This is a genomic window from Streptomyces sp. NPDC107521, assembly GCF_055598485.1.
The window spans coordinates 259142-278256 of record NZ_JBVKAT010000003.1; the positions used below are offsets into that span (position 1 = coordinate 259142).

At 74.4% G+C, this 19115-nt stretch carries 19 protein-coding genes, 1 tRNA gene and 1 riboswitch; of the genes, 5 read left to right on the forward strand and 15 right to left on the reverse strand.

Features of this window, described 5'->3' with window-relative positions; genetic code table 11:
* Positions 1-96: 96 nt before the first annotated feature.
* Positions 97-399, forward strand: a complete 303-nt coding sequence (locus ACZ7LB_RS07125) for a hypothetical protein (protein ID WP_471465872.1) — start codon at positions 97-99, stop codon at positions 397-399.
* A gap of 258 nt (positions 400-657) precedes the next feature.
* Here the strand turns inward: ACZ7LB_RS07125 and ACZ7LB_RS07130 are convergent, their stop codons facing one another.
* From ACZ7LB_RS07130 to ACZ7LB_RS07140, 3 genes are all read right to left on the reverse strand, one after another.
* Positions 658-1017: a VOC family protein gene (locus ACZ7LB_RS07130; RefSeq protein ID WP_471465873.1), complete on the reverse strand. Its 360-nt coding sequence runs from the start codon at positions 1015-1017 to the stop codon at positions 658-660.
* 87 nt (positions 1018-1104) lie between these two features.
* Entirely contained in the window at positions 1105-2658 is a 1554-nt protein-coding gene (locus tag ACZ7LB_RS07135) for an MFS transporter (protein WP_471465875.1), read from the reverse strand.
* Positions 2659-2774: 116 nt separating this feature from the next.
* Positions 2775-4037: a DUF445 domain-containing protein gene (locus ACZ7LB_RS07140; RefSeq protein WP_471465876.1), complete on the reverse strand. Its 1263-nt coding sequence runs from the start codon at positions 4035-4037 to the stop codon at positions 2775-2777.
* Positions 4038-5070: 1033 nt separating this feature from the next.
* On the opposite strand from ACZ7LB_RS07140, the gene ACZ7LB_RS07145 reads away from it, so the two are divergent.
* A complete protein-coding gene (locus ACZ7LB_RS07145) occupies positions 5071-6459 on the forward strand; it encodes an SGNH/GDSL hydrolase family protein (RefSeq protein ID WP_471465877.1) in 1389 nt (462 codons plus the stop codon).
* 469 nt (positions 6460-6928) lie between these two features.
* Here ACZ7LB_RS07145 and ACZ7LB_RS07150 read toward each other — a convergent pair whose 3' ends face one another.
* The 5 genes from ACZ7LB_RS07150 to ACZ7LB_RS07170 all read right to left on the reverse strand — a co-directional run bounded on the left by ACZ7LB_RS07150 (position 6929) and on the right by ACZ7LB_RS07170 (position 11611).
* The gene (locus tag ACZ7LB_RS07150) at positions 6929-7744 is read right to left on the reverse strand and encodes a DUF1707 SHOCT-like domain-containing protein (protein WP_471465878.1); all 816 of its coding nucleotides are present in this window, start codon (positions 7742-7744) and stop codon (positions 6929-6931) included.
* Between the two features lie 98 nt (positions 7745-7842).
* The gene (locus ACZ7LB_RS07155) at positions 7843-8667 is read right to left on the reverse strand and encodes a protein-L-isoaspartate O-methyltransferase family protein (protein ID WP_471465880.1); all 825 of its coding nucleotides are present in this window, start codon (positions 8665-8667) and stop codon (positions 7843-7845) included.
* A gap of 69 nt (positions 8668-8736) precedes the next feature.
* The gene (locus ACZ7LB_RS07160) at positions 8737-9723 is read right to left on the reverse strand and encodes an ABC transporter ATP-binding protein (protein WP_471465882.1); all 987 of its coding nucleotides are present in this window, start codon (positions 9721-9723) and stop codon (positions 8737-8739) included.
* Between the two features lie 192 nt (positions 9724-9915).
* Entirely contained in the window at positions 9916-10818 is a 903-nt protein-coding gene (locus ACZ7LB_RS07165; protein ID WP_471465884.1) for an ABC transporter permease, read from the reverse strand.
* Entirely contained in the window at positions 10811-11611 is an 801-nt protein-coding gene (locus ACZ7LB_RS07170) for an ABC transporter permease (RefSeq protein WP_471466065.1), read from the reverse strand. The genes ACZ7LB_RS07165 and ACZ7LB_RS07170 overlap by 8 nt, the downstream gene beginning before the upstream one ends.
* Before the next feature lie 209 nt (positions 11612-11820).
* On the opposite strand from ACZ7LB_RS07170, the gene ACZ7LB_RS07175 reads away from it, so the two are divergent.
* Positions 11821-14247: a transglycosylase domain-containing protein gene (locus ACZ7LB_RS07175; RefSeq protein ID WP_471465886.1), complete on the forward strand. Its 2427-nt coding sequence runs from the start codon at positions 11821-11823 to the stop codon at positions 14245-14247.
* Here the strand turns inward: ACZ7LB_RS07175 and ACZ7LB_RS07180 are convergent.
* The 3 genes from ACZ7LB_RS07180 to ACZ7LB_RS07190 form a co-directional block, all read right to left on the reverse strand.
* Positions 14241-14561, reverse strand: a complete 321-nt coding sequence (locus tag ACZ7LB_RS07180) for a DMT family transporter (protein WP_161225774.1) — start codon at positions 14559-14561, stop codon at positions 14241-14243. The two genes, ACZ7LB_RS07175 and ACZ7LB_RS07180, sit on opposite strands and share 7 nt — an antisense overlap.
* A gap of 33 nt (positions 14562-14594) precedes the next feature.
* Positions 14595-14668: riboswitch (guanidine-III (ykkC-III) riboswitch) on the reverse strand.
* A gap of 110 nt (positions 14669-14778) precedes the next feature.
* The gene (locus ACZ7LB_RS07185) at positions 14779-15081 is read right to left on the reverse strand and encodes a GroES family chaperonin (RefSeq protein ID WP_471466066.1); all 303 of its coding nucleotides are present in this window, start codon (positions 15079-15081) and stop codon (positions 14779-14781) included.
* A 78-nt stretch (positions 15082-15159) separates the two neighbouring features.
* Complete coding sequence (locus ACZ7LB_RS07190) at positions 15160-15489, reverse strand: DUF3618 domain-containing protein (RefSeq protein WP_471465888.1); 330 nt, start codon at positions 15487-15489, stop codon at positions 15160-15162.
* Positions 15490-15582: 93 nt separating this feature from the next.
* Between ACZ7LB_RS07190 and bcp the strand changes: the two genes are divergently transcribed.
* Together bcp and ACZ7LB_RS07200 are read left to right on the forward strand one after the other, a co-directional pair.
* Complete coding sequence (gene bcp, locus ACZ7LB_RS07195; RefSeq protein ID WP_471465889.1) at positions 15583-16050, forward strand: thioredoxin-dependent thiol peroxidase; 468 nt, start codon at positions 15583-15585, stop codon at positions 16048-16050.
* Between the two features lie 379 nt (positions 16051-16429).
* Positions 16430-16502: transfer RNA gene (locus ACZ7LB_RS07200), tRNA-Leu, on the forward strand.
* Positions 16503-16549: 47 nt separating this feature from the next.
* Here the strand turns inward: ACZ7LB_RS07200 and rdgB are convergent.
* The 4 genes from rdgB to ACZ7LB_RS07220 all read right to left on the reverse strand — a co-directional run bounded on the left by rdgB (position 16550) and on the right by ACZ7LB_RS07220 (position 18981).
* A complete protein-coding gene (gene rdgB, locus ACZ7LB_RS07205) occupies positions 16550-17152 on the reverse strand; it encodes an RdgB/HAM1 family non-canonical purine NTP pyrophosphatase (protein WP_471465891.1) in 603 nt (200 codons plus the stop codon).
* Positions 17153-17259: 107 nt separating this feature from the next.
* The gene (locus ACZ7LB_RS07210) at positions 17260-17661 is read right to left on the reverse strand and encodes a hypothetical protein (protein ID WP_471465893.1); all 402 of its coding nucleotides are present in this window, start codon (positions 17659-17661) and stop codon (positions 17260-17262) included.
* Between the two features lie 237 nt (positions 17662-17898).
* A complete protein-coding gene (rph, locus tag ACZ7LB_RS07215; RefSeq protein WP_471465895.1) occupies positions 17899-18636 on the reverse strand; it encodes a ribonuclease PH in 738 nt (245 codons plus the stop codon).
* 111 nt (positions 18637-18747) lie between these two features.
* Positions 18748-18981, reverse strand: coding sequence for a PTS sugar transporter subunit IIB (locus ACZ7LB_RS07220; RefSeq protein ID WP_356196196.1), 234 nt, complete (start codon positions 18979-18981; stop codon positions 18748-18750).
* Between the last annotated feature and the right edge of the window lie 134 nt (positions 18982-19115).

Below are 19115 nucleotides of genomic sequence, written 5' to 3' on the forward strand. Positions count from 1 at the left end.
GGACCCCGCCGGGGCCCGCCCGGCGTGAGCGGTCCCGCCCGGGCGGACTACCCTCGCGGTGACGGACGTACGGCGTCAGCAGGGCAGGAGGCAGGCATGGCCAGGGTTCCCAGCGCGGTGGTCGCCGCGGGTGGTCTCGTCGGCGGGTACGGCGTGGCCCGCTGGACCGGGAAACGGCAGCTCGGCGGGGTCGTCCTGGCCGCCGCCGGGGCCGCCGCCGCGCGGCAGTGGCGGGAGCGGGCCGGGGGCCCGGCCGCCGGCGCGCTGTCCGCCGCCTACGTCGCCGCCTTCGCCGGATCGCATCCGCTGGCCAAGAAGGTCGGCGCCTGGCCCGCCGTGTTCGGGGTCGCCGGGGCCGTCGCCCTGGCCTCCTGGGCCGTCGCCGACCGCCGCGCCTGAGCCGCCGGCCGACGGCGGCGCCCCCCGCGCCCCCGGCGCCCCCGCGCTCGCGGGACCGCCCGGCGACGGGTGACCGTCACCCCGGGGCCGCACCGCTACGGGGCCGGGCCTCCCGGCCGCGCGACGCCCCGCCGCCGTGCGACGCCCCGCCGCGCCGCCGACGCACCCTTCCGCCGAGGCACCGCCCCGGGTCGGGACGCGTGGCTCCGCCCCCGGCGCCCCGGCTCCGCGCCCGGCCGCCCGGCGGACCGTCCCGCGTCACCCCCGGTGCGTGAGGACGTTCACCACGCGGCCGTTCGGGTCGCGGACGAAGAAGCGGCGCACGCCCCACTCCTCGTCCTGCGGTTCGAGGACGATCTCGGCGCCGGCGGCCCGCATCCGGGCGTACACCGCGTCCACGTCCTCCACCTCCACGCTCAGGTCGGGGACGACGGGCCCGGTGCGCTCCCGGGTGAGGAAGCTGATCTGCGCGGTGGGTTCGGAGGGGGAGGCCAGGGTGCGCACCCAGCCCATGTCCATGACCTCCTCGAAGCCCAGCAGGCCGTAGAAGTCGCCGTTCGCGCGCATCCCCTCCCCGTCGCCGACCTCGATGTTGGGGACGATCCTGCGGATGGTCATCGTCGTCGCGCTCCCTCGTGGCGGTCCGTCGTACCGGTCCCCGCACCGTACGTCCGCCCGGGGCCGGGCCGGGAGGACCCGCCCGGGTCAGCCCTTCCCGCCCGGTCCGGGCCCCGGTCCCGCGCCCGCCCCCGCGCCTGACCCCGGCCCCGCGTCCGGCCCCTCCCCCGCCCCCGCCGCCGACAGCGGCTCCGCGATGTCCTCCAGCGACCGGCGCTCCGCGTTCACCGCGAGGAACGCCGCCACCAGCCCCGCCGCGCACATCAGCCCGGCGCCGATCCGGAACGCCAGCGCCGTGTCGCCGACCACCCCGGACTCCGTGAGATCGGCGAAGAGCAGCGGGCCGCTGATGCCTCCGGCGGCGGTGCCGAGGGCGTAGAAGAAGGCGATGGCCATGGCGCGGGTCTCCATCGGGAAGATCTCGGAGACCGTGAGGTAGGCGCTGGAGGCGCCCGCCGAGGCGAAGAACAGCACCACGCACCAGCAGGCCGTCATCGTCGTCGCCGACAGGGAGCCGCGGTCGAACAGCCAGGCCGTGCCGAACAGCAGCAGGCCGGAGAGCAGATAGGTGCCGGAGATCATGATCCGGCGCCCGACGGTGTCGAAGAGCCTGCCGAGCAGCAGCGGTCCCATGAAGTTCCCGGCGGCGATCACGGCGAAGTAGTAGCCGGTGCGGCCGGTCGGCACGTCGAAGAAGGTGATCAGGATGGTGCCGAAGCCGAAGGTGATGGCGTTGTACAGGAACGCCTGGCCGATGAAGAGCGACAGGCCGAGGACCGCGCGGCGCGGGTAGCGGCGGAAGACGGTCCGGGCGATCAGGCCGAAGCCGATGCTCTTGCGCTGGTGGACGGTGATCTCACCGGCGGGCTCCGGCAGCCGGATCCCCTTCTCCCGCTCGATCTCCCGCTCGACTGAGGTGACGAGCCGGTCGGCCGCGTCGCCGTGGCCGTGGATGAACTGCCATCGCGGGCTCTCCGGGACGTGCCGCCGCACCAGGAGGATGACCAGCCCGAGGACGACGCCGAGGCCGAAGCTGAGCCGCCAGCCGAGGTCCTTCGGGAAGACGGCGGTGTCCAGCATCACGATGGACAGCAGGGAGCCGCCGATGGCGCCGAGCCAGTAGCTGCCGTTGATGATGAGGTCGACCCGGCCCCGGTAGTGGGAGGGGATCAGCTCGTCGATGGCGGAGTTGATGGCCGCGTACTCGCCGCCGATGCCGAAGCCGGTCAGGAACCGGAAGAGGAAGAACCACCAGGACTCGAAGGAGACGGCGGTCAGCGCGGTCGCCGTCAGATAGACCACCAGGGTGACCATGAACAGCTTCTTGCGCCCGTGCCGGTCGGTCAGCCAGCCGAAGAACAGGGCGCCGGAGCAGGCGCCGGCCACGTAGAGGGCCGCGGCCAGGCCGGTGATCTGGGCGGACGTGATGTCCAGTCCGCTGCCGTCCTCGGCGATCCGGCCGGCCACGTTGCCGACGATCGTGACCTCCAGGCCGTCCAGGATCCAGACGGTGCCGAGGCCGATCACGATCATCCAGTGCCAGCGGGACCAGGGCAGGCGGTCCAGCCGGGCCGGGACCGCGGTGGTGATGGTTCCGGTGGCTCCGGGCACGGAGCCCGGCGACGACGCGTCCGCTGTCATGGCTCCCTCTCGGGGTGAGGACTGCTCCGGCGGTGGCCCGCGGGCGCCCCCGGGAACACCGGGCGGCCCGGAGCGGGTGCCCGCGACCGGGCGGCTCACGCACCGCGGTCGCGCCGCTACGCCCCCAGCATGCGGGAGACGGTGTGGATCAGCAGTCCGGCGAGGGAGCCGACGACCGTGCCGTTGATCCGGATGAACTGGAGGTCCCGGCCGATGTTCGCCTCGATCTTCCGGGTGGTGTGCTCGGCGTCCCAGCTCGCCACGGTGTCCGTGATCAGGGAGGTGATCTCCTTGCGGTAGGTGGTGACGACGTAGACCGCCGCGCCCTCCACCCAGCCGTCGACCTTGTCCCGGAGGCGGGCGTCCCGGGCCGTCCGGGCGCCCAGCGACAGCAGCGAGGCCCGGACCCGCAGGCGCAGTTCGCTGCGCTCGTCCTCCGCCGCGGAGACGATCATGGACCGCACGGCCGTCCAGGCGGAGGCGATGAGGTCCTGGACCTCGCCCCGGCCGAGCACCTCGGTCTTGAGCCGCTCCACGCGGGCGCGGGTCTCGGTGTCGGACTGGAGGTCGGCGGCGAAGTCGGTGAGGAAGCGGTCCAGGGCGCCGCGCGCGGGGTGGGCGGGCATGTCGCGCATCTCGGTGACGAAGCGCAGCAGCTCCTTGTAGACGCGCTCGCCCACCTTGCGGTCGACGAAGCGGGGCGTCCATCCGGGGGCGCCGCCCTGCACGGCGCCCATCACGGAGTCGCCGTGCAGCACCAGCCAGTCGTGGGCGCGGGTGACGACGAGGTCGACGACGCGCTTGTGCCCGCCGTCGGCGACGACCCGGTCCAGCATCCGGCCGATGCCGGGGGCGATCTCCTGGGCCCCGGCCCGCCGGGTGATGGCCTCGCCCACCACGGCCTGGACGTCGGAGTCGCGCAGCACGGTGAGCGCGCCGCGCAGGGCGGCGGCGAGTTCGGCGGTGACCCGGTCGGCGTGGTCGGGTACGGCGAGCCAGGCGCCGAGGCGGCCGCCGATGCCGACGGCGCGCAGCCGTCCCCGCACGACGTCCTCGGAGAGGAAGTTCTCCCCGACGAACTCGCCCAGGGAGACGCCGAGCTGGTCCTTCTTGGTGGGGATGATCGCGGTGTGCGGGATGGGCAGGCCGAGCGGGCGGCGGAACAGGGCGGTGACCGCGAACCAGTCGGCGAGCGCGCCGACCATGCCGGCCTCGGCGGCGGCCGACACGTACCCGGCCCAGGCGCCGGCGCCCTGGTGGGCGGCCCACTCGGCCAGGCCGTAGACGACGGCGACGAACAGCAGCAGCCCGAGCGCGATCGTCTTCATCCGCCGTACGCCGCGCTGCTTCTCCTCGTCGGCGGCGCTGAAGGCGGCCATGGCGCGGACACCGACGCCGGGGGCGGCGGGCCGGGAGGCCCTGGTGGTACGGAAGCCCCGGGCCGCCCCTGCGCGGGGGGCGGCGGGGCCGGGGGCGTGGGGGCCCGGGGCGGTACGGGTGGCCCCGGCGGCCCGCGCCGCGCGGTCGCCCCGGGGGGTGCGGGAGGTGGCGGTGGAGTCGGTGGTGGCGGTGGCCGAGTCACCGGCCCCGGCGGAGGGGGCGCCGGACTCGGAGGGCCCGGCGGAGGCGGTGCGCTCGGCGGAGCCGTCACCGTCCGGGGCTCCCGGCCTCCCGGGCCCCTCGGATCCCCCGGACCCCTCGGCGGCGCCGGTGCCCTCGGCCTCTTCGGCGGCGCCGGACCGCCCGGCCGCTCCGGACCCCTCGGCGGCTCCCGGCCCACCGGCCGAGTCAGGACCTTCCCCGGCCGCGGCGCCCCGCGAGGCGCTCCCGCCCGCGGTGGATCCCGAGCCCCGCCCGGTGGAACCCGAACCGTCCCCGGCTGCACCGCCCGGCCCGGGCCCCGGTCCCTCACCGGCGCCGGTGTCCCCTTGCCCGTCACCGGCCCCGAGACCCTCCGCGCCCCGTGAGGGCCGGGCGCCTTGCGGGTCCCCGCCGGTCCCCCGGCCCTCCGCTCGATCGGCGGCTCCGGCGGCCTCGCCGGGCCCGGCGGCCCCGGCCTCCCCCGTGCCCCGCGCGGCACCCGCCCCGGTGCCCGCGTCCCCGCCGGGAGCCCCGTCCTCCGCCGTGCCCCGGCCGGGACGCCGGTCCCCGTCCCCGGGCCGGGGGCCGTGGCCGGGCGAGGGGTGTGGCTGGTCGCCGTTCATGCCGTTCGTCCGTTCTCCGTCTTGTCGCGTGGCCATTGTCTCTTCCTGGGGACTCCGGGAACGACGCGGGAGTTCCCGGCGTCTGCACCCGAGGGGGAACGCCCGGGGTTCCGGCGGCACTTCCCCGGCCCATGGCCCATCATGGGCTCAGCGGAACCGGAGCCCGAGCAGCGTCGAGGGCTCCCCTCGCCCGAGGAGACACCACAGCATGACCCGGGGTCGTGACGGGAACGCCCAGGCGTCCCCCGCAAAGCACCGTGCCCTGATCGCCGCGATCGTCGTCCTGATCCTGGCCCTGTCCAGCGCCATATACGCCGCGACGGCGTCCGACGACGGCACGGCCCGGGGCCCCGCCCGCGTGGCCGCCGGCCACCCCCGCGGCGAGGGCGGCGTCGCGCCCGCCTCCACCGGCGTCTGGGTGGGTGCCTGGGCCGCCGCCCCGGCCGCCGCCGAGCCGGGTACGGAGGAGACCGGCGTCGCGGGCCGTTCCGTGCGCAACGTCGTGCACTCCGGCGTCGGCGGCACGGGGGCCAGGGTCACCCTGTCCAACCTCTACGGCCAGTCCCCGCTGACCATCAGCCACGCCTCGGTCGCCCTGGCCGCCGGGGGCGGCGCCCCGACCGCGGTCGCCACCAGCATGCGCCGGCTCACCTTCGCCGGGAGCGCGGCCGTCGTGATCCCGCCCGGCGGCCAGGTGATGAGCGACGCCGCCCGGATCCCCGTGCCGTACGGCGGCGACGTCCTGGTCACCACGTACTCCCCCACCCCCTCGGGGCCGGTCACCTACCACCCGCGCGCCCTGCAGACGAGCTTCCTCGCCGAGGGCGACCGCACCGAGGACACGGCGGGCGCCGCGTACACCGAGCGGACGCCGTACTGGCGCTACCTGACCGCGCTGGACGTGCTCACCCACGAGGCGGACGGCACCGTGGTGGCCTTCGGCGACTCGATCACCGACGGCTACGGCTCCACCCCGGACGCCAACCGCCGCTGGCCGGACGTCTTCGGCGCCCGGCTGCGCGCCGCCGCGAGCCACAAGAACGAGGACGGGCAACGGGACGTGCCCCGTTACAGCGTCGTCAACGGGGGCATCAGCGGGAACCGGGTGCTGACCAGCAAGTCGGGCCGCCCGGCGGACAACCCCAGCGGGCTCAGCCGGTTCTCCCGGGACGTGCTGGGCCGCACCAACGTGAGGGCCGTCGTCATCGCGCTCGGCGTCAACGACATCCTGCACAGCCCCGAACTGGCCGACCGGGACAGCCTGCTCGCCGGGCTGCGCACCATGGCCGACGAGGCCCGCTCCCGGGGGCTGCGGGTCGTCGGCGCGACGGTGACGCCGTTCGGCGGCTACAGCGGCTACACCGGGGCCCGCGAGGCCCTGCGCCAGGAGATCAACGCGGAGATCCGCTCGGGCCGGGTGTTCGACGCGGTCGTCGACTTCGACCGGGCCCTGCGCGACCCCGCCGACCCGAGCCGGCTGCGCGCGGAGTACGACTCCGGGGACCATCTGCACCCGGGCGACCGGGGATACGCCCGGATGGCCGAGACCCTCGACCCGCGCGCACTGCTGAAAGAGGCCCCCCGGGCCCAGCTGTGACCCGGGCCGGGCCGCGACCCCCGGCCGCGCGATCGGGTCGCTCGGGTCCGGACGCGCCTCGCGGGAGCACAGCCCCGGGGCTCACCGCCCGGGAAGCGGCGCGAGGGAAGCTGCACGAGGGAAGCGGCACGAGGGAAGCGGCGCGCGAGAAGCTGCACGAGGGAAGCGGCACGAGGGAAGCGGCGCCTGGCCGTCACACCTCCGGCACCCGGCCCCCGCCCTCACCGCACCGCACCGCACCGCACCGGCGATTCACCGCACCGGACGTCACGGCACGGCACGGCACCCAGGAACCACGGCTCAGGGACGGCGACCCCGGGCCGTACCACCGGGGTCACCCGGGGTCACCCGGGGCCCGGCACCCGCCGCGCACCCGCGCCGCACGGCACCGCGTCCCGGGGACACGCCCCGGGCACCGCACCGGGCGTCCCGGTCCCGTCATCCGGCCCGCGCCGCGTCCGACGGGGCGTCAGTACTCGTCGTGGCGGCGGTCCCGCCGCTCCCGGCGCTCCGCGCGGATCTCGTCGCGGTGCTCCCGGGCCCGTTCGCGGTGGCCGTCGATCATCCGGCGGTGGGAGCCCTCCACCTCGTCGCGGAGGGCGTCGTGCAGGTCCCTGCGGGCCGCCTTGCGGTCCAGCCTGTCCTGGCGGCGCTCCTCCTTGAGCCGCTGCTTCTCGGCCCGGGTCAGCTTCCGCTCGACGCCGACCCCGCCCCAGAGGGCGAAGCCCGTCACGATCACGCGCGGGGCGCCCGGATCGGGCGGGACGCCCTCCTCGCGGTGGTCGAAGCCGCCCATGATGCCGATGCCGCGCACCACCACCTCGACGCCGTGCGGCACGATCACGTTCACCCCGCCCATGACCGCGACGCAGTTGATGACGATCTCGCGGTCCACGAAGTTGGCCTCGCGCAGGTCGACCTCGCCGCCGCCGAAGAGGGTGAAGCAGGTGAACTTCCTCGGCGCCGTCCAACGGCCCTTGCGCTGGAAGCCGGAGAGCACGGCGACCGCCCAGGACGACGAGCCCTCGCCGCCGGTGACCCGGTCCGCCCAGCCGTCCCCGGGCGCGGGCTCCTTGGACATCGACACCACCGGCGCCGCGCCCGTCGGCAGGTCGCGGGTGATCGGTGCCAGCTCCCCGTACGTGCGGGCCCGGTAGGCGGCGTCCAGCCGCTCCTCGAACTCGGCCATGTCCAGGCGCCCTTCGGCCAGGGCGTCCCTCAGGATGTCGGCGACTCTTTCACGGTCGGCGTCGGATGCGCGGAGCTCCGGGGCGTCGTCGGTCATGACAGCAGCCTACGAGTTGCCCCCACCCGCCCACCACGCGCCCGTCCCTTCCGGAGGACGGAGCGGTACCGCGGCCGGAGGTTCCGGGCCGGCGGGCGTCACCTCTGCAACCTCCAGCGATGGACGCGCCCGCCGGGGGCGGCGCAGGCCACGGTCCGTTCACTCGCGGTGGCCTCGACGGTGAACCATTCGCGGCGGGGCCGGTTGAGCCGCAGCCACAGCTCGTGGGCGGCTTCCACCGGTCCCCACGGATCTCGCGGTCCCCCGACGGTGACCACCGTCGGACCGTCCGGGGTGTCCTCGACGCGGGCCACGGAGCCGTCGGCGGGATCGTACGGGGTGGTGACGTGCAGCCTGGTGTCGTTCAGCCCGTAGGCGCGTACGAGACCGGGGGGCAGGTGGAGCTGGGCGAAGAACGAGGACGTCCAATCGTCCAGCACGCGCCCCGAGAGCCGGGTTTCCGCACCGGGGCCGTCCGGGAGAGCGGGGATGGGCACCGCTGCCTCCGCGCCGCTCCTGAGGGGCATGGACGCGGCGGGCGTGTGCAGGAAGCGGCCGGCGGCGGCCCCGTCGGCGAGCTTGGTGAGCCGGACGACCGAACCGCCTGCGAGGGTGCTCCTGACCGGGACGACCATGATGCCTCCCGTCCGCAGGTGGGTCACCCGATCGGGTGGGACGCGGCGGACGGACGCGGGCGCGGTGATCCTGTCGTACACGGCACCGGCGGGCAGGCCGCGCGCGCCGTCGCCGTGCCGGACGCGCGGGTCGAAGCCGATCGTGTTCAGTCGCGTCCGCGCCCTGCCGACCAGGGGCCCGGTGTGTTCGACACCGGTCGGTTCCCCCCCCAGGTAGTCGCAGATCGCGGCCGTGATGGGCAGGCCGGTCGCCTGTTCGATGGATCCGTACTGCCCACTGGGGTTCACCTCCAGGAACCGCCCGTCGCCCTCCCGGGTTACGACGAAGTCGCAGGCGCCGTATCCTCCCGCCCCGCGCTACCCGCCCGTCCGGTCCGCGTACATCCGGGCGATCACGGCCTCGATGTCCGGTTCCCGCACCGACAGGTCGACCAGCGGGTAGCGGGCCGCGATCCCGCCGACCAGCCCCGCCGCCGGTTCCGACGCCGGGAACGCCAGCCACTGCCGGGGGCCCTCCACCCGCACCACCCGGGCCGGGGGCGGCACCTCGATCGGCGGCAGCTCCCGCTCCAGGTCCACCACCAGGGTCCGTTCGCTCCGGCCCGTCCCGTGCAGCCCGGCGAGGGAGCCGTCGTACATCAGCCGCCCGTGGTCGATGACCAGCACCCGGGAGCAGAGCTGCTCGATGTCCTGGAGGTCGTGCGTGGTGAGCAGGACCGTGGTGCCGCGCTCCGTGTTCAGGTCGCGCAGGAACTCCCGCACCCGGGCCTTGGAGACGACGTCCAGTCCGATCGTCGGCTCGTCCAGGTACAGCACCTCCGGGTCGTGCAGCAGCGCCGCCGCGATGTCGCCGCGCATCCGCTGCCCCAGCGAGAGCTGACGCACGGGAACGTCCAACAGGTCCTCCAGCTGGAGGAGTTCGACGCAGCGGTCCAGGTTCTCCCGGTAACGGGCCTCCGGCACCCGGTACATGCGGCGCATCAGCCGGTAGGAGTCGATCAGCGGCAGGTCCCACCAGAGGGTCGTGCGCTGGCCGAAGACGACACCGATCCGGCGCGCGAGCCGGATGCGGTCCCGGGACGGGTCGATGCCCGCCACCCGCAGCCGTCCGCCGCTCGGCGTCAGGATGCCGGTGAGCATCTTGATCGTGGTGGACTTCCCCGCGCCGTTCGGGCCGATGAACCCGACCACCTCGCCGCGCGCCACCGTGAACGACAGCCCGTCCACCGCCCGGACCCGCCGCCGCTCGCGCCGCAGCGGACCGGTGCGCCGGCGCACGTCGAAGACCTTCTCGACGCCGTCCAGCGTGATGAAGCCCGCGTCGGACCCGGCCGCCGCGCCCACCGCCCCCTCCGGAGCCGCCGTCGCCTCCGGAGCCGCCCCGTGCTCCGGAGCCGCCCCCTCCTCCGGCAACGGCGCGGCCTCCGGCGCGACCGGGCCCCCCGGCACCGCCGCATCCCCCCGCGCCCCCGGTCCGCCCGCCTCCGTCACGTCCCCGCTCCTCCCGCCCGTACCGTCCACTCCGCGTCCCATCCCTCAGCTCCCCGTGCTCCGGTACGACCGCAGCCCCGCCCGCCAGGCCAGCCCCGCCAGCGCCGCGCAGGCCACCGCCACCAGCGGCGGCGCGAACGCCACCCACTCCGGCAGCCGCACCGGGAACGGCCGCCCCAGCACATGGCTCGCCGGGAGCCAGTTGACGAAGGCCAGCGGCACCACGAAGGTCACCCCGCGCACCATCTCCCGCGCGAACACCGTCGGCGGGTACTGGAGCAGCGTCGTCCCGCCGTAGGTGAACGCGTTCGCCACCTCCGAGGCGTCCTGCGCGGCGAACTGGAAGGCGCCCGACGCCACCATCACCGCGCAGAAGATCCCCGCCCCACTGACGATCATCACCGGCATCAGCAGCAGCCGGTCCGCCGTCCACTCCACGTCGATCCTCGTCAGGGCGTACCCCAGCACCAGCGAGCCCTGGAGCACCCGGCCCACCCGGCGCGGCGCGAACCGGTCCGCCGCCACCTGGGCCAGCACCGGCGCCGGACGCACCAGCAGGACGTCCAGCGTCCCGTCGCGCACCCGCGAGCCGAGCCGGTTGGCGGGGCCGATCGCCAGGTCGGCCAGGCCGAAGGCGACCGCGGACAGCCCGTAGAGGAACGCCACCTCGGGCAGCCCGTAGCCGCCGAGCGCCTCGACCCGGGAGAACATCAGCAGGATCGCGACGAAGTCCAGCCCGCTCATCACGAAGTTGGCGACCGCCATCAGCACGAACGAGGTCCGGTAGGCCAGGGCCGACCTGATCCACATGGCGGCGATCAGACCGTAGGCCCGCACCCCCTCCGCGACCCGCCCGCCCCGGCGGTCCCCGTCCCCGTCCCCGTCCCCGAGCGCGCCCGGCCCCGGACCCGCCGCCCGCGCCGCCCCCGCCGTCCCCGTCTCAGCCACCCTGGACCACCACCCGCCGTGTCGCCGCCGCCTGCACCAGCCGCCCCGCCCCCAGCAGCACCACAGCCCACGCCCCCTGGAAGGCGAACGTCCCCCACGGGTCGGCCTCCCCCAGCAGCACGTCCGCCGGCGCCTGGAGCAGCGACGACCACGGCAGGACCCGCACCACCTCGCCCAGCGTGCCCGGGAACACGTTCAGCGGCAGCAGCATGCCCGAGCAGAACATCCCCGCGATCATCGCGAGCTGCGTCGTCCCCACGCCGTCCATCAGCCAGAACGCCGACAGCGCCACCAGGAACCGCAGCGCGAAGCCGACCACCATCGCCAGCCCCACCGCCACCAGGAACGCCGCCCAGGTCGCCACGTCACCCGGCAGCGCCATCGGGAAGAAGACCGATCCGAACACGAACGGCACCACTCCGCGCCCCAGCAACTGGAACAGCGACCGGCCGACGTCCGCCGCCAGCCACCAGAGCTGGAGATCGGCCGGCCGGTACAGATCGACGGCGACATCACCCGTACGGATGCGCTCCATCAGTTCGTCCTCGACGCCCCCGCCCGCGATCGCCAGCGTGGACAGCAGCGCCTGCCCGAGCCATACGTAGGTCACCGCCTGGGCCTGGTCGTAGCCGCCGAGCTGCGGTTTCTCGTCCCACAGGGCGAGATAGGTGTACACCAGGACCAGCCCGAAGACCGTGTTGGTGAAGACTCCCGCGGCGGTGGCCGTCCGGTATGTCGCGTAACGTCGGAATCCCCCCGCCGCCACGGCCGCGTACAACCGTCCCGAACCCACACCCACCGTCCCCTCCTCCGCCCGGCACCGAAGCGCAGGAGCCTAGTGCGAGGGCGGCGGGTCCGGCCACGGGTTTTTTCCGGCACGTGTGCCGTCGGGCGGGAACGGAACACCCGGTGCGAGAGTCTTCACCAGAGGCGTCAAGAGGGCGCAGAAGCGCACAAGGCCGTACGGGACCGTACGACGCGAAACAGGAGTCCGTGCACGACATGAGCGACGAGCCGCAGCCCCAGCAGCCGCACCAGGGCTGGGAACCGAGGGAGCCGCAGACCGCGGGCGCCCCGGAGCCCGGGGGTCCGGGAGCCGCCGGGAAGAAGAAGTCCAAGCGGCCGAAGCGGACCGGATGGGGGCGGCTGATCCCCACCTGGCGCATGGTGCTGGGCACCTTCGTCCTCGCCGCCCTGCTGGTGGTCGGCGGCTTCTTCCTCGGCTACTCACTGGTGCAGATCCCCTCGGCCAACGCCCTCGCCACCAAGCAGAGCAACGTCTACCTCTACGCCGACGGCACCGTCCTCGCCCGCGACGGCGAGGTCAACCGGGAGAACGTCGCCCTGGAACGGATCTCCGAGGACGCCCAGCACGCCGTCCTGGCCGCCGAGGACCGCGACTTCTACACCGAGTCCGCCGTCGACCCCCAGGCGATGATCCGGGCCGGCTGGAACACCGCCACCGGCAAGGGCAAGCAGTCCGGCTCCACCATCACCCAGCAGTACGTCAAGAACTACTACCTGGCCCAGGAGCAGACCGTCACCCGCAAGGTGAAGGAGTTCTTCATCTCGGTCAAGCTCGACCGGGAGAAGAGCAAGAACGAGATCCTGGAGGGCTACCTCAACACCAGCTTCTTCGGCCGGGGCGCCTACGGCATCCAGGCCGCCGCGCAGGCCTACTACGGCATCGACGCGAAGGACGTCACCGCCGCCCAGGGCGCCTACCTGGCCTCCCTGCTGAACGCCCCCAGCCAGTACGACGTCGTGGCCCACCCGGAGAACACCGCGGCCGCCCGGGCCCGCTGGAACTACGTGCTGGACGGCATGGTCAAGCAGCGGTGGCTCACCGCCACCGAACGGGGCGGGCTGACCTTCCCCGAGCCCAAGGCGTCCACCGCCTCCACCGGCATGTCCGGCCAGCGCGGCTACGTCGTCGGCATCGTCAAGAACCACCTGATCCAGAACGGGATCGTCGACGAGGCCGAGCTCGAGCGCGGCGGCTACCGCATCACCACCACCCTGCGCAAGAACAAGCAGGACGCGTTCGTCCGGGCCGTCGACGAGAAGCTGGTCGCCCGCCTCGACAAGGAGCGCAAGGCCGACACCTACGTCCGCGCGGGCGGCGCCTCCATCGACCCGAGGACCGGCAAGGTCGTCGCGATGTACAACGGCATCGACTACGTGAAGCAGTACACGCCCAACGCCACCCGCCGCGACTTCCAGGTCGGCTCCACCTTCAAGCCGTTCGTCTTCGCCTCGGCCGTCGAGAACCACGCCGAGACCCAGGACGGCCGCGTGATCAAGCCCAACACCCGCTACGACGGCACCAGCGAACGCCCCGTCGAGGGCTGGCCCGGCGGACGCTACGCCCCCGAGAACGAGGACCACCACGACTACGGCCACATCACCGTCCGCGAGGCCACCGACAAGTCGGTGAACGCCGTGTACGCCCAGATGGCCGTGGACGTCGGCGGTGCCAAGGTCCGGCAGACCGCGATCGACCTCGGTCTGTCCCCCGACACCCCCGAGATGCCCGAGGGACCGGCCCTCGCGCTCGGCACCGCCACCGCCAGCCCCCTGGACATGGCCCAGGCCTACGCCACGCTCGCCAACCACGGCCGGCACGGCACGTACACGCTGGTCGAGAAGGTCGTCCGGGACGGCACCCACGAGGTCGAGCTGCCCGAGCGGCGCGAGCGCCAGGCGGTGAGCCGCGAGGCCGCCGACACCACCACCGCCGTGCTGCGCGGCGTCGTCCAGCAGGGCACCGCCACCGCCGCCCTGGCCGCGGGGCGCCCCGCCGCGGGCAAGACCGGCACCGCCGAGCAGGACACGGCCGCCTGGTTCGCGGGCTACACCCCCGACCTGGTCACCGTCGTCGCCGTGATGGGCCAGGACCCGGTGAACGCCAAGCACATGCCGCTGTACGGCGTGATGGGCCTGGACCGGATCAACGGCGGCGGGGCGCCCGCCGAGATCTGGGCCCAGTACACCCGCGACGCCCTGGAGGGCCAGCCGGTCACCGACTTCCAGCTCCGGCTCCAGCCGGGCGCGGACGCCACCGAGCCCCCCGAGGACGACGCCTCCGCCTCCCCCGGCACCGGCGAGAGCCCCGGCGGCGACACCGCCGAGACCCCGGGCGACGACGAGGAGACCACCACCGGCACCCCCGGCCCGGACACCGGCACCGAGCCCGGCGGCAGCAACGGCAACAGCGGCACCGCCGGAGCCAGCACCGGCCCCACCGCGGGCGCCCCCGGCACCGGACCCGGCACCGCCCAGGACGGCGAGGGGATGGGTGAGGGCACCGGGGACGGCGAGGGCACCCCCGAGGGCACCGGCGACCCGGCCGGGGCCGGCGGGGGCGGCGCCACACCGGGCACCGGGCAGCCGAGCGGCAGCCCGCCGGCCCCGCCCCGGCGTCAGTGACCCGAGGTCGCCTTCAGCCCCACCACGGCGACCAGCAGCAGCGAGATGAAGAAGATCCGGGCGGCGGTGACCGGCTCACCGAGCACCAGCATGCCGAGCACCGCCGCGCCGGCCGCGCCGATGCCGACCCACACGCCGTAGGCGGTGCCGATGGGCAGCGTCCGGGCCGCGTAGGAGAGCAGCACCATGCTGACGACGATCCCGGCACCGGTGAACAGACTGGGCACCAGCCGGGTGAACCCGTCGGTGTACTTCATCCCGATCGACCAGCCGACCTCCAGCAGACCGGCGATGACCAGCAGAACCCACGCCATGACGGCACCTCCGCGAAGAAAAAGGGGAACGGGGGTGCGTCGTCTTTTCCTTTGACCCGGTACGGCGCGTCTCGTCGGGATGCCCCCACCGTAGCAAAGGGCACGCGAAGGGGCCGGTGACCTCGGTCACCGGCCCCTCGGGCACGAACGGGCGGGTACGGGCCGGGAGATGTCCCGGCGGGGGCCCGGCGCCGGCGGCGGCACCGGCCCCGCGGTGTCAGAGGTACAGCCCCGTGGAGTCCTCCGACCCCTCGAACCGGTCGGCGGCCACGGCGTGCAGGTCCCGCTCGCGCATCAGCACGTACGCGGTGCCCCGCACCTCGACCTCGGCCCGGTCCTCCGGGTCGTACAGCACCCGGTCACCCGGCTCCACGGTGCGCACGTTCTGCCCCACCGCGACCACCGCGGCCCAGGCCAGCCGCTTGCCGACCGCCGCCGTGGCGGGGATGAGGATGCCGCCCCCGGAACGGCGCTCGCCCTCTCTGGCGTCCTGACGCACGAGGACGCGGTCGTGGAGCATGCGGATGGGCAGCTTGTCGTCCGGGCTGCCGGGCTCGTTTCTGTTGGCGCTCACGGACCAGAACCTACCTGCCCCGCCTCAGTCCCCGCGCCGCCGGGTGCCCAGGACGACCAGCCCCACCACACCGGCGGCGAGGAGCACCGCGGGCACGATCCGCTCCGGCCGCGGAGCGCCCTCCTCGTCCACGAACCGCGCCCGCACCCCGCTGAGCGCGCGGTTCACCCCGACGTACGCCCGCCCGAGTGTGTGGTCGACACTCGACGCGACCCGGGCGCGGGCGTCGCCGACGATCGTGCTGGGGTGCACCCGCACCCCGATCTCGTCGAGCGTCTCGGCCAGGGTCTCGCGGCGGCGCCTGATGTCCGCCTCGATCTGCGCCGGGGTTCTGGTGTCCGACGTGTCCGCCACCGTGGGGCCTCCGAAGTCTGCTGACGCTGTCCCGGACAGTCTGTCAGCTCCACGCCGCCCCGCACGGTCGGCACCCCCGGTTACGCTGGATCGATGAGCGAGCGACTCCAGCCCGGCGACGGGGCCCCGGCCTTCACCCTCCCGGACGCCGACGGCACCGAGGTGTCCCTGTCCGACCACAAGGGCCGCAAGGTCATCGTCTACTTCTACCCCGCGGCCCTCACCCCCGGCTGCACCAAGCAGGCGTGCGACTTCACCGACAACCTGGAGCTGCTGGCCGGCGCCGGGTACGACGTGATCGGCGTCTCCCCCGACCAGCCCGCGAAGCTGGCGAAGTTCCGCGAGGCGGAGTCCCTGAAGGTCACCCTCCTCGCCGACCCCGACAAGAAGGTCCTGGAGGCCTACGGCGCCTACGGCGAGAAGAAGAACTACGGCCGCACCTATCTGGGCGTCATCCGCTCCACGATCGTCGTGGACGAGGAGGGCAGGGTCGAGCGCGCCCTCTACAACGTCCGCGCGACCGGCCACGTAGCCAAGATCATCAAGGACCTGGGCATCTGAGGGATCCCCCGCAGGGCCCGTACCGGCACCGAGGACCCGGTACGGGCCCTTCCGCGTTCCACGCGCGACCGTCCGGCATCCGGACCGTCACTCCGTACGGGACCGCGACCGCGCGGGTGCCGCCGCGTCCGGGACCGGACGCCGTCGGCGGGCACCACCCGCACGTCAGCCTCCGGAGCGGTGCGCCCTCCGCGACGTGCGGACGGTCCGGCGCGGCCGGCCGCCACCGCTGGAGGGCGGTCGCATCGACGGCGACCGGAGCGACGGCCGGCGGGCGAATCCCCGGCCGCCGTGTCCGAACTGCCACGCGGCGACCGGGACCTGGCGCGGAGGCGGGCAGCGGCGCCCCGGCGTTCCCCAGTAGCATGGGGCGGGTCGGGCGCCCGTACGCCAATGGCCGAGCGGCAATCTTTAGGTGGTTGTGTTTGTCGGTTCGAATCCGACCGGGCGCACTGTGTTCCGGCCCCCGCTCCTTCACGGTGCGGGGGCCTTCGCGCGCTCAGCCCAGCAGTTCCCGGACCACCGGGACCAGGGCGCGGAAGGCCTTGCCGCGGTGGCTGACGGCGTTCTTCTCGGCGGCCGTCAGTTCGGCGCAGGTGCGGGTCCCGCCCTCGGGCTGGAGGACCGGGTCGTAGCCGAAGCCGCCCGTTCCGGCGGGCTCGTGGCGCAGGGTGCCGGTCAGCCGGCCCTCGACGACGCGCTCGGTGCCGTCGGGCAGGGCGAGGGCGGCGGCACAGGCGAAGTGGGCGCCGCGGTGCTCGTCGGCGATGTCCGCGAGCTGGGCGAGGAGCAGGTCGAGGTTGGCCCGGTCGTCGCCGTGGCGGCCGGCCCAGCGGGCGGAGAAGATGCCGGGGGCCCCGTTCATCACGTCGACGCAGAGCCCGGAGTCGTCGGCCACGGCGGGCAGGCCGGTGGCGCGGGCCAGGGCGTGGGCCTTGAGGAGGGCGTTCTCGGCGAAGGTGACGCCGGTCTCCCTGACGTCGGGGACGTCGGGGTAGGCGTCCGCGCCGACGAGGTCGTGCGGCAGTCCGGCGTCGGCGAGGATGGCCCTCAGTTCGATGATCTTTCCGGCGTTGCGGGTGGCGAGGATCAGGCGGCTCATGGGGTCCAGTATCCCGGCCGCCCCCGCGCCGCCGTCACCCGCCGTCCGGCCGGGGTCCCGTGCTCCCCGGCGGCCGTGCTGATCCACCGCGGCGCACGGGACGGCCCCTACGGGGTGCAGACCTTGGTCAGTTCGCCCGCCGCGTCGGTGAGGGGGCTGAGGTCGGGGGTGGTGTCGCCGTCGTCCACGGCGGTGCGGATGCCGCCGACGGCCGCGCCCAGCCGTTCGACGGCCCTGCCGACGTCGGCGTCGTCGGTCTCCTCCTTGATGTCGTCGATGTTCTTCTCGATGGCGTCGAGGGACTCCTTGAGCCGGGCGGGGTCGTCGGGCGCGCTCTCCACGGTCTGCTGGAGGTCGGTGACGCTGTCCGCGATGGCGTCGGCGGTCGTGACACAGTCGAGCGCCTTGCCGACGGCGTCGCAGCCGGTGGTCAGTCCGGCGGTGAGGGCGACGGCCGCCAGGACCGCGGCGGCTGTGGCGGTACGGCGGCTGCGTCGGGTCGCGGCCATGGTTTTCGGTCCTCCCCTGGTGACCGGGCCGGGCGGCCCGGGTTCGGTACGGCGCCGGGCGTACGGCGGTGCTGCCGTACGCCCGTGCTGCTGTACTGGTGTGGACGCCTCCGGGGGCGGCCGAGTTGCGCGGCCGGCCGCCCTTCCGCGCCCCCGGTGAGCCCCTCCCCCTGTCCTCCGGGGGCTTCCGGGGATGCGCGGGGCCCCGCGGGTGTCTCCGGGGGAGCCGGGCCGGACCTACTGGCCGGAGACCGCTTCGAGGGCCGCGCGCTGGGCGCGGGTCAGCTCGGCGCAGCCGGCGGCGGCGAGGTCGAGGAGGGCGTTCAGTTCGTCGCGGGCGAAGGGTTCGGCCTCGGCGGTGCCCTGGACCTCGACGAAGCGGCCGTCGCCGGTGCAGACGACGTTCATGTCGGTGTCGGCGCGCACGTCCTCCTCGTAGCGCAGGTCGAGGAGCGGGGTGCCGCCGACGATGCCGACGGAGACGGCGGAGACGGTGCCGACGAGGGGCTTGCGCCCGGCCTTGACGATCTTGCGGCCCTGGGCCCAGGTGACGGCGTCGGCGAGGGCGACGTAGGCGCCGGTGATGGCGGCGGTGCGGGTGCCGCCGTCGGCCTGGAGGACGTCGCAGTCCAGGACGACGGTGTTCTCGCCGAGGGCCTTGTAGTCGACGACCGCGCGCAGGGAGCGTCCGATGAGGCGGCTGATCTCGTGGGTGCGGCCGCCGATGCGGCCCTTGACGGACTCGCGGTCGCCGCGGGTGTTGGTGGCGCGGGGCAGCATGGCGTACTCGGCGGTGACCCAGCCCTCGCCGCTGCCCTTGCGCCAGCGGGGGACGCCCTCGGTGACGGAGGCGGTGCAGAGCACCTTGGTGTCGCCGAAGGAGACGAGGACGGAGCCCTCGGCGTGCTTGCTCCAGCCGCGTTCGATGGTGACGGGGCGGAGCTGTTCGGGGGTGCGGCCGTCGATGCGTGACATGCGGGTGAGCCTAGCGGGCCCGTCCGGAGGGGTCCCTCCCCCGCAAGGAGGGGGCATGCCGGAGGGGCCCGCTCCGTGACGGAGGGGCCCCTCGGGCGGTGAACCGGTGGTTCACATCATGTCTTCGATCTCCGCGGCGATCGGGTCGGCGTCGGTGCCGATGACGACCTGGATGGCGGTCCCCATCTTGACCACGCCGTGGGCGCCGGCGGCCTTCAGCGCGGCGTCGTCGACCAGGGCGGGGTCGTTGACCTCGGTGCGCAGGCGCGTGATGCACCCCTCGATCTCGTCGATGTTGTCGATGCCGCCGAGGCCGGCGACGATCTTCTCAGCCTTGCTGGCCATGTTCGTTCTCCCTGATCCGAAACCGCTTTGTGGCAGTAACCCACAGTTGGCCCATCTTCGCGAGCGGTCGTCCGGCATGTACCGAATGATGGCGTCACGACAGCGGAACCGTTCGTCAACTGGTCTACACCACC

Coding starts and splice junctions, on each gene's coding strand:
- ACZ7LB_RS07125 (WP_471465872.1), top strand. CDS start 97: ATGGCCAGGGTTCCCAGCGCGGTGGTCGCCGCGGGTGGTCTCGTCGGC.
- ACZ7LB_RS07130 (WP_471465873.1), bottom strand. CDS start 1,017: ATGACCATCCGCAGGATCGTCCCCAACATCGAGGTCGGCGACGGGGAG.
- ACZ7LB_RS07135 (WP_471465875.1), bottom strand. CDS start 2,658: ATGACAGCGGACGCGTCGTCGCCGGGCTCCGTGCCCGGAGCCACCGGA.
- ACZ7LB_RS07140 (WP_471465876.1), bottom strand. CDS start 4,037: ATGGCCGCCTTCAGCGCCGCCGACGAGGAGAAGCAGCGCGGCGTACGG.
- ACZ7LB_RS07145 (WP_471465877.1), top strand. CDS start 5,071: ATGACCCGGGGTCGTGACGGGAACGCCCAGGCGTCCCCCGCAAAGCAC.
- ACZ7LB_RS07150 (WP_471465878.1), bottom strand. CDS start 7,744: ATGACCGACGACGCCCCGGAGCTCCGCGCATCCGACGCCGACCGTGAA.
- ACZ7LB_RS07175 (WP_471465886.1), top strand. CDS start 11,821: ATGAGCGACGAGCCGCAGCCCCAGCAGCCGCACCAGGGCTGGGAACCG.
- ACZ7LB_RS07180 (WP_161225774.1), bottom strand. CDS start 14,561: ATGGCGTGGGTTCTGCTGGTCATCGCCGGTCTGCTGGAGGTCGGCTGG.
- ACZ7LB_RS07185 (WP_471466066.1), bottom strand. CDS start 15,081: ATGCTCCACGACCGCGTCCTCGTGCGTCAGGACGCCAGAGAGGGCGAG.
- bcp (WP_471465889.1), top strand. CDS start 15,583: ATGAGCGAGCGACTCCAGCCCGGCGACGGGGCCCCGGCCTTCACCCTC.
- rdgB (WP_471465891.1), bottom strand. CDS start 17,152: ATGAGCCGCCTGATCCTCGCCACCCGCAACGCCGGAAAGATCATCGAA.
- ACZ7LB_RS07210 (WP_471465893.1), bottom strand. CDS start 17,661: ATGGCCGCGACCCGACGCAGCCGCCGTACCGCCACAGCCGCCGCGGTC.
- rph (WP_471465895.1), bottom strand. CDS start 18,636: ATGTCACGCATCGACGGCCGCACCCCCGAACAGCTCCGCCCCGTCACC.
- ACZ7LB_RS07220 (WP_356196196.1), bottom strand. CDS start 18,981: ATGGCCAGCAAGGCTGAGAAGATCGTCGCCGGCCTCGGCGGCATCGAC.